Genomic DNA, 8576 nt, shown 5'->3' with positions numbered 1-8576 from the left:
AAGGGAATAATCGACAACGGCAACGTGTGAAGAGAATCCCGGTCAACGTCCGACAGTGTCTCCTTCGGCTTCTCCGCAGTAGACGGTTCCATGGCTTTCCTCGGACCTGCTGTCGCGGGAGGCGTCTCCTGCGGGGGGTGGGGCAGTAGCACGTGGCGACAGGTCATTGTCAACCCCGGGTGCCCAGGATCTTAGGGAGGTAGCTGTTACCAAATGATGACGGCATGACGGGGCATGCGTAACGATTTGTAGCCCGCGTGTGACACAACGTTACACTTTTGCCAGTTGACCCGCTTCGCTTTGTGCGGATGATGGGACTAATGTCGGGCCGGTCGGTCCCGGCGGAAACGGAGAACGTCACTTGGTGTGGGTGGGCACCGCAATCGGACAGGGAAGCTGAGGGCAGGCCAGTCCCCTGGGGGAAACGCACATGAAATCATGTTTGGTCGTCGATGATTCGAGAGTGATCCGAAAGGTGGCGAGAAACATTCTCGAAGACCTCGGATTTGAGGTCAGCGAAGCGGCGAACGGCCAGGAAGCCCTGGACGTCTGCAGGGCGAAGGCATTCGATTCCATTCTGCTCGACTGGTACATGCCGGTGATGAACGGGATCGAATTCCTGAAGGCCTTGCGGGCTCTACCCACCGGCAAGGGACCGATCGTCGTGTTCTGCACGACCGAGAATGACATCAGCCACATCCAGGCGGCCATCGAGGCCGGCGCCAACGAGTACGTCATGAAGCCGTTCGACAGCGAGATCATTCAAGCCAAGTTTGCCCAGGTCGGCTTGCTTTGACCTGAATGGCGAGGGAGTTATCGGTGGGCGAGATGGATAAGGGTGGGCCGAACACCACCACCGGACGGCAGGCCGGGGACGACCCGATTCGGGTCATGCTGGTCGACGATTCGGCAGTGGTGCGCGGCCTGATCACCCGCATGATCGAGGCCGAAACCGATATCGACGTGGTGGCTTCGGTCGGCAACGGGCAGCTTGCCGTCAGCGGGCTGGCGCGCGCCGATGCCGACGTCGTCGTTCTCGACATCGAAATGCCGGTCATGGACGGCCTCACGGCCTTGCCGAAGCTCCTGGAGATCGATCCCGACGTCAAGGTGATCATGGCCTCGACGCTGACGCTGCGCAACGCCGAGGTCAGCATCCGGGCGCTTCAGGCCGGTGCCGCCGACTATGTCCCGAAACCGACGGCGACCCGCGACCTCAGCGGCGGCAACGACTTCCGGCGCGAGCTGATCGAAAAGATCCGCAGTCTCGGCGGCGCGCGGAGAAAGGCCAGGGCCGGCCGGCCGTCCCGCCGCGCCACCCCGCGGACGCTCCTGCCGAAATTGCCGCCGAAACCGATCGTGTTGCGGGCCGCAAGCACGATGTCGGTGGATGTCCTGGCGATCGGCAGCTCGACCGGCGGGCCGCAGGCGCTGCTTTCGCTGCTGCGGGGCATCGGCCCCAACCTTCGGGTGCCGACCTTCATCACCCAGCACATGCCGGCCACCTTTACGGCGGTCCTGGCCGATCATATCGCCAGGACCACCGGCTTGGCCTGCGCCGAGGCCAAGGACGGCGAGATCGCGATGGCGGGCCGGACCTATCTGGCGCCGGGAAACTTTCACATGGTGATCGAGCGAAAGGGCGTGAATGTCGTGGTTCGCCTGGACAGCGGCCCGCCCGAAAACTATTGCCGTCCCTCCGTCGATCCGATGCTGCGCAGTTTGGCCCGGGCGTACGGGGGGCGCGTCCTCACGGCGATCCTGACGGGAATGGGCTCCGACGGGCTGGTCGGCGGGCGGGCGGTCGCCGCCGCCGGCGGCACCGTCATCGCCCAGGACGAGGCGACCAGCGTGGTCTGGGGGATGCCCGGGGCGGTGGCGACCGACGGCATATGCAGCGCCGTCCTGCCATTGTCCCAGATCGCTCCTTTCGTCACGAAGATGATCGGCAGGGCGCGATGAAACCGGACGATTTCGATTTTGCTAGCCAATTTTTCAAGGACCGCTCCGGTCTGGTCCTAACCCGGGAGAAGGCCTACCTCCTGGAAAGCCGGCTGATGCCGGTGGCCCGCAAGAAGGGCCTCAAGTCGCTTGAGGAATTGATCGCCGCGATGCGCGTCGGGCGCGACTCCGTGCTGCTGCGCGAAGTCACCGAGGCGATGACCATCAACGAGTCGTTCTTTTTCCGCGACATCAAGCCGTTCGACCTTTTCCGCAACACCGTGCTGCCCCGCTTCCTGCAGAGCCGGGCCGCCAAGAAAACCCTGCGCGTTTGGTGCGCGGCCTGCTCCAGCGGCCAGGAGCCCTATTCCCTGGCGATGATCCTGCGCGAAGAGGCGGCCAGGCTGGCCGGCTGGCGCAACGAGATCGTCGGTACCGACATCTCGAGCGAGATGGTCGCCAAGGCCAAGGCCGGCCTTTACTCCCAGTTCGAGGTGCAGCGGGGGTTGCCCATCCAACTGCTGGTCAAGTACTTCAAGAAGGAAGGCGATCTCTGGCAGATCGACGCCTCGCTGCGCGCCATGGTGCGCTATCGCGAGTATAACCTCCTTCACGACCTCAAGGGGATCGGCGTCTTCGACGTGGTGTTCTGCCGAAACGTCCTCATCTATTTCGACAACGAGACCAAGGCCAAGGTTCTCGCCCAGATTCGCGGCATCATGCCGGATGACGGAATCCTGTTCCTCGGCGGCGCCGAGACGGTTCTTGGCATCTCCGACCATTTCAAGCCGATTCCCGATCTGCGCGGGCTGTACATGCCGACCGAGCGAAGCTCCGCCACCGGTACCTCCACGCTGTTTCCCGCCGGCAGCGCCCCCGGTTCCTGATCCTTTCCTGCGCCGAAGGCCGTGACGCCCGTCCCGGAGAGGACGGGGCGCGACGCATGGATCTTGCGCGGGTGCCATTCTCCCCCGCCTATTTTTTTCTGGTAGCGGTATCAGAAAGACACTATCTTTCCGCGATAATATGTTGGACAAAAGTCCAAGGAATTGTTTCGGCATCTGCGTCCATCCGTATCGGGCTGGTCGCCGGAGTCAATTCTTCAAAAGAACGAAATCCAACGATAAAAACGCGTGTTACGGGAGATGCTCAGGGAGACGATATGGCATCCGTAGAGATTCGGAATTGCTTTAAGTCGTTTGGGGCAACGGAAGTTCTGCATGGTGTGAGCGTCGATATCCGCGACGAGGAATTCGTCGTCCTGGTCGGGCCTTCGGGCTGCGGCAAGTCGACGCTGCTGCGCATGATCGCGGGACTCGAGGAAATCACCAAGGGCGAGATCCTGATCGGCGGCCGGCAGGTCAACAACCTGCCGCCGAAGGATCGCGACGTGGCGATGGTGTTCCAGAACTACGCCCTCTATCCGCACATGACGGTCTTCGACAACATGGCGTTCAGCCTGAAGCTGGCCAAGGCGCCGAGGGAGGAGATGCGCGCCCGCGTCAACCGGGCGGCGGAAATCCTGAACCTCACCGACTACCTGGGGCGCTATCCGCGCCAGTTGTCGGGGGGGCAGCGCCAGCGGGTGGCGATGGGCCGCGCCATCGTGCGCGACCCCCGAGTGTTCCTGTTCGACGAACCGCTCTCCAACCTCGACGCCAAGCTCCGCGTCCAGATGCGCGCCGAGATCAAGGCGCTGCACCACAAGCTGCGCACCACCATCGTCTACGTCACCCACGACCAGGTGGAGGCGATGACCATGGCCGATCGCATTGTCGTCATGCACGACGGCATCATCGAGCAGATCGGCGGTCCCATCGAGCTTTACGACCATCCCGACAACTTGTTCGTCGCCGGGTTCATCGGCTCGCCGGCCATGAACTTCGTGCCCGGCCGGCTGATGCGCGAGAACGGCGAGGCCTGGGTCGAGGCGGCCCGGAACACCCGCCTGCCGCTGTCGCCGAAGACGCCCGGCCGGCAAGGGCAGCAGGTGGTCTACGGGGTGCGGCCGAAGAACTTCCGGCTGGGCTCGGAAAACGGCCAACTGGGCATTCCGATCAAGGTCGGTGTCGTCGAGCCGACCGGCGACGAGATCGAGGTCATTTCCTCGATCGCCGGCGAACCCATCTGCGCGGTCTTCACCGACCGCCACGATTTCCGGCCCGAGCAGGACATCGTCGTCTTTCCCGAGCTTGGCAGCATCCACCTGTTCGATGCCGAAAGCGGGAAGCGGATCGTCGACTAGCGGTTTTCAGCGCCGGCCGCGGCGGCCGGCGTTCGTCCACAAGCGTCCGGCACAAGGACGCCCACGAATGGAATGGCAAACTTCCAAGGTCAACAACCGAGGCGAAACGGAGGAGAGCAAATGAGCCACGATTTCAGTCGTCGCGACGTGTTCAAAATCGGAGCCGCCGGGGTGGTCGCGGGGGCGGCCGGCGGGATGCTGGGAGCGAAACCCGCTGTTGCTGCCGACATGACGTTCAAGCCCGAGGCGGGTGCCCAGCTCAAGGTTCTGCGTTGGACCAAGTTCGTCGACGGCGATCAATTGCTGTTCGAGGAGAACAGCAAGAAGTTCACCGAGGCAACCGGCGTCAAGGTCAGTCTCGAATACCAGTCCTGGGAAGACATCCGTCCCAAGGCGGCGGTGGCCGCCAACGTCGGCAGCGGGCCGGACATCATCTTCGGCTGGTTCGACGACGCCCATCAATATCCCGACAAGCTGATCGACGTCACCGACGTCGCCGAAGCCCTGGGCAAGAAGTACGAGGGCTGGGCGCCGGTGGCCAAGGCCTACGGCACCCGCGACAACCGGTGGATCGCCCTGCCGTTCGGCGCTGCGGGAAGCTGCTGCGTCTATCGCAAGTCGCTGGTGGAGCAGGCCGGGTTCAAGGAGTTCCCGAAGGATACCGACGGCTTCCTGAAGCTGTGCCAGGGGCTCAAGAAGACCGGCAAGCCCGCCGGCTTCGCGTTGGGCCACGCGGTGGGCGACGGTAACGACTGGGTGCACTGGCTGGTGTGGACCTTCGGCGGGCGCATGGTCAACGAGAAGAACGAGGTCGTCATCAACAGCCCGGAAACCATCAAGGCGCTGGAATACGCCAAGGAGCTGTACGACACCTTCATCCCCGGCACCCTGTCGTGGCTGGACCCCCACAACAACAAGGCCTTCCTGTCCGATCTCATCAGCCTGACGGCGAACGGCATTTCGGTCTGGGTTGCCGCCAAGAAGGCCAACAACCCGATGGCCGACGACATCTATCACGCGGCCTATCCGTACGGGCCGATCGGCCAGCCGACGGAACTGCACCTGTTCACGTCGGGCATGCTCTTCAAGTATTCGAAGTTCCCGAACGCCGCCAAGGCGTACATGGAGTTCATGCTGTCGGATCCGCAGTACGCGAACTGGCAGAAGGAATCGCTGGGGTACTTCACGCATACCCTCAACTTCTATGACAAGAACCCGATCTGGACGTCGGATGCGAAGATCACGCCCTATCGGGACACCGTAAAGCGCATGAAGGTCAACGGCTACGCCGGCACGCTGGGCTACACGTCGGCCGCGGCGATGGCCGACTACATCATGCTCGACATGGTGGCCGAGGCGGCTTCCGGCGCCGCCACGCCCAAGGACGCCGCGTCCAGGGCCGAGAAGCGGGCGCGCCGCTACTACGGCTGACCCGGAAGCGCGGGGGCGGCGCCAATCGCCGCCCCCCTCCTTTTTCCGTCACCCCAGCCGAACGAGGTCGCCCGAGTGAGCATCCGAGAAGCAACCGTCCCTGCGCGGCCGGACTTGATTCCCGAGCCGGGCTTCGTCGCGCGCCTGCTCAACAGCCGGCATTTCCTCGGCTTCGTCTTCATGCTGCCGCTGGCCTTGCTGCTGCTGGTCTTCCTGACCTATCCCCTGGGGCTCGGCGCCTGGCTCGGCCTGACCAACCAGACGATCGGGCGGGCCGGAAAGTTCATCGGTCTTTTGAACTACGAGATGCTGGGCGACGACTCGGTGTTCTGGCTGTCGGTCTTCAACACCGTCCTCTATACGACGGTCGCTTCGGTCTTCAAGTTCGGCCTTGGGCTGTGGCTGGCCCTCATCCTCAACCAGCGGGTTCCCTTCCAGGCCATCATCCGGGCCATCATCCTGCTGCCGTGGATCGTTCCCACGGTGCTGTCGGCCATCGCGTTCTGGTGGATCTACGATTCGCAGTTCTCGATCATCAGCTGGAGCCTGGTCAAGCTCGGCGTGATGGACACCTACATCGACTTCCTGGGCGAGCCCAACCTGGCGCGCGCCTCGGTGATCGTCGCCAACATCTGGCGCGGCATCCCGTTCGTGGCGATCTCGCTCCTGGCCGGCCTGCAGACCATCTCGCCGTCGCTTTACGAGGCGGCGGTGCTCGACGGTGCCTCGCCCTGGCAGCAGTTCCGCTATGTCACCATGCCGCAGCTGACGCCGATCATCGCGGTGGTGATGACCTTCTCGGTCATCTTCACCTTCACCGATTTCCAGCTCATCTACGTGCTGACCCGCGGCGGTCCGCTCAACTCCACCCACCTGATGGCGACGCTGGCCTTCCAGCGGGCCATTCCCGGCGGCAACCTGGGCGAGGGGGCCGCGATCGCGTCGGCGATGATCCCCATCCTGGCGGCGGCCATCATGATCAGCTTCTTCGGCCTCCAGAAGCGCAAGTGGCAGTCGGAGTAGGGCCATGGCCAAAAAAGAAAAAGTCGGCATGGATTACCTGATGACGGTGCCCCGGCGGGTGGTCACCGTCTATCTGCCGCTTGCCATCTTCCTGATCGTGCTGTTGTTTCCGTTCTATTGGATGGTGATCACCACCTTCAAGCCGAACCAGGAACTTTACGACCTCGAACACACCAACCCCTTCTGGATCGTCGCCCCGACGCTGGACCACATCAAGAAGCTGCTGTTCAACACCCATTTCCCCGACTGGTTCGTCACCACCATGATCGTCTCGGTGGCGTCCACGCTGCTGTCGCTGTTCGCCAGCGTGACCGGCGCCTACGCTATCCAGCGGCTGCGCTTCCGCGGATCGGAAATGATCGGCGCCGCCATCTTCCTGGCCTATCTGGTGCCGCCCTCGATCCTGTTCATCCCGCTGGCCACCATGGTCTTCGACTTCGGCCTGTTCGACACCAAGTGGGCGCTGATCCTCACCTATCCGACCTTCCTCATCCCGTTCTCCACCTGGCTCCTGATGGGCTACTTCAAGACCATTCCCTACGAGCTGGAGGAATGCGCCCTCATCGACGGCGCGTCGCGCCTGCAGATCCTCGTCAAGATCGTGCTGCCGCTGGCGGTGCCCGGGCTGATCTCGGCCGGCATCTTCGCCTTCACGCTGTCCTGGAACGAATTCATCTACGCGCTCACCTTCATCTCCTCGACCAGCAACAAGACCATTCCGGTCGGCGTGCTGACCGAGTTGGTCGAAGGCGATGTCTATCACTGGGGCTCGTTGATGGCGGGTGCGCTGCTGGGCTCGCTGCCGGTGGCGGTCCTCTATTCCTTCTTTGTCGAGCACTACGTCTCGAGCATGACCGGGGCCATCAAGGAGTAGGGGCCGGCCGGCACCCTCAGCCCTTGCCGCGGCGCGCCTTGGCGGTGGCGGCGACGTCGATGCCGGTCATCTTCTCGTAGACCCTGACCACGCCCGAATCGTCCTCGCCGCCCAGCCCGGCGGCCGTTCCCATCATGAAGATCTGATGGGCGGCGGCGGCCAGCGGCAGCGGGAATTTCAGCCGCCGTCCGCTGTCCAGCACGATGCCCAGGTCCTTGACGAAGATGTCCAGTGCCGAAAGCGGCGTATAGTCGCCGGCCAGGATGTGCGGCACCCGGTTGTTGAACATCCACGACGAGCCGGCGCTGTTGGAGATCACCTCGAACAGCGCGTTGGGATCGGCCCCGGCCTTGGTACCCAGCGCCATCGCCTCGGCCAGCGCCGCGATGTGGACGCCGGCCAGCAGCTGGTTGATCATCTTGACGGTCGAGGCCGGGCCGGCCTCGGTGCCCAGCCGATAGACCTTCTCGGCCATCGCCTCCATGGCCGCTTCGGCGCCTGCGAAGGCCTTGGCCGAGCCCGAGGCCATGATGGTGATGGTGCCGGCCCGCGCCCGCGCCGCGCCGCCCGAGATGGGGGCGTCGAGGAAATGCAGCTTGCGCGCCTTCAACCTCGCCTCGACGCCGCGCGCGAAATCGGGTGCCACCGTGCTGCACAGCATGGCGGTGGCCCCGGGGGCCAGCGCGTCAGCGGCGCCGCCGTCGCCGAACAGCACGGCTTCCGCCTGCTCGGCGTTGACCACGACGACGATCAAAAGGCCGGCGCCCCGGGCGGCCTCGGCCGGCGACTTCGCCGCCGTTCCGCCCTGCTTCTTGAAGGTGGCGACGGCTTCGGCGCGCGTATCGCACCCCCGCACGTGAAGTCCCGCCTTCACCAGGCTGGCGGCCATGCCGGCGCCCATGGCGCCAAGGCCGACGAAACCGATCGCCGGCGTTCCTTTCCGCGATTCTTTGACCATTCCCGCCTCTCCCGATTGCCGCCCCATGCCGTCGTTGATAGCGGTATCATAACGCGATGCGACCACGAAGGACAGGGGATGCCGGCAGGGGCGCCGGCCGGATG

Annotated in this window: 8 protein-coding genes; 7 read left to right on the top strand and 1 reads right to left on the bottom strand. The window is 64.1% G+C overall.

The genetic code is table 11. The annotated features are described in order from the left end of the window. The first annotated feature begins 430 nt into the window (after nucleotides 1–430). The 7 genes from ODR01_RS24035 (at nucleotide 431) to ODR01_RS24005 (ending at nucleotide 7514) form a co-directional block, all read left to right on the top strand. Nucleotides 431–796 carry a response regulator gene (locus ODR01_RS24035; RefSeq protein ID WP_316980256.1) on the top strand — a complete coding sequence of 122 codons (366 nt, stop codon included), beginning with the start codon at nucleotides 431–433 and terminating at the stop codon, nucleotides 794–796. A 32-nt stretch (nucleotides 797–828) separates the two neighbouring features. Further along, nucleotides 829–1962, top strand: a complete 1134-nt coding sequence (locus tag ODR01_RS24030; RefSeq protein WP_316980257.1) for a protein-glutamate methylesterase/protein-glutamine glutaminase — start codon at nucleotides 829–831, stop codon at nucleotides 1960–1962. Further along, entirely contained in the window at nucleotides 1959–2828 is an 870-nt protein-coding gene (locus tag ODR01_RS24025) for a CheR family methyltransferase (protein ID WP_316980255.1), read from the top strand. Before ODR01_RS24030 ends, ODR01_RS24025 begins: the two co-directional genes overlap by 4 nt. Nucleotides 2829–3103: 275 nt before the next feature. Next, nucleotides 3104–4186 carry an ABC transporter ATP-binding protein gene (locus tag ODR01_RS24020; protein ID WP_316980254.1) on the top strand — a complete coding sequence of 361 codons (1083 nt, stop codon included), beginning with the start codon at nucleotides 3104–3106 and terminating at the stop codon, nucleotides 4184–4186. A 120-nt stretch (nucleotides 4187–4306) separates the two neighbouring features. Next, nucleotides 4307–5617, top strand: a complete 1311-nt coding sequence (locus ODR01_RS24015; protein WP_316980253.1) for an ABC transporter substrate-binding protein — start codon at nucleotides 4307–4309, stop codon at nucleotides 5615–5617. Between the two features lie 75 nt (nucleotides 5618–5692). Next, nucleotides 5693–6640, top strand: coding sequence for a carbohydrate ABC transporter permease (locus tag ODR01_RS24010; protein WP_316980252.1), 948 nt, complete (start codon nucleotides 5693–5695; stop codon nucleotides 6638–6640). Between the two features lie 4 nt (nucleotides 6641–6644). Continuing rightward, nucleotides 6645–7514, top strand: a complete 870-nt coding sequence (locus ODR01_RS24005; RefSeq protein WP_316980251.1) for a carbohydrate ABC transporter permease — start codon at nucleotides 6645–6647, stop codon at nucleotides 7512–7514. 16 nt (nucleotides 7515–7530) lie between these two features. Here the strand turns inward: ODR01_RS24005 and ltnD are convergent, their stop codons facing one another. Then, nucleotides 7531–8472 carry an L-threonate dehydrogenase gene (ltnD, locus tag ODR01_RS24000; RefSeq protein WP_316980250.1) on the bottom strand — a complete coding sequence of 314 codons (942 nt, stop codon included), beginning with the start codon at nucleotides 8470–8472 and terminating at the stop codon, nucleotides 7531–7533. Between the last annotated feature and the right edge of the window lie 104 nt (nucleotides 8473–8576).

This window comes from Shumkonia mesophila (assembly GCF_026163695.1).
Taxonomy (GTDB): domain Bacteria; phylum Pseudomonadota; class Alphaproteobacteria; order Rhodospirillales; family Shumkoniaceae; genus Shumkonia; species Shumkonia mesophila.
Note: the sequence above shows the minus strand (reverse complement) of the source record. Positions and strands in the feature narration are given on the sequence as shown.

What these genes read in the sequence shown, in the direction of transcription:
- ODR01_RS24015 (WP_316980253.1), top strand. Translation starts at nt 4,307, where the DNA reads ATGAGCCACGATTTCAGTCGTCGCGACGTGTTCAAAATCGGAGCCGCC.
- ODR01_RS24005 (WP_316980251.1), top strand. Translation starts at nt 6,645, where the DNA reads ATGGCCAAAAAAGAAAAAGTCGGCATGGATTACCTGATGACGGTGCCC.
- ODR01_RS24025 (WP_316980255.1), top strand. Translation starts at nt 1,959, where the DNA reads ATGAAACCGGACGATTTCGATTTTGCTAGCCAATTTTTCAAGGACCGC.
- ODR01_RS24035 (WP_316980256.1), top strand. Translation starts at nt 431, where the DNA reads ATGAAATCATGTTTGGTCGTCGATGATTCGAGAGTGATCCGAAAGGTG.
- ODR01_RS24030 (WP_316980257.1), top strand. Translation starts at nt 829, where the DNA reads ATGGATAAGGGTGGGCCGAACACCACCACCGGACGGCAGGCCGGGGAC.
- ltnD (WP_316980250.1), bottom strand. Translation starts at nt 8,472, where the DNA reads ATGGTCAAAGAATCGCGGAAAGGAACGCCGGCGATCGGTTTCGTCGGC.
- ODR01_RS24020 (WP_316980254.1), top strand. Translation starts at nt 3,104, where the DNA reads ATGGCATCCGTAGAGATTCGGAATTGCTTTAAGTCGTTTGGGGCAACG.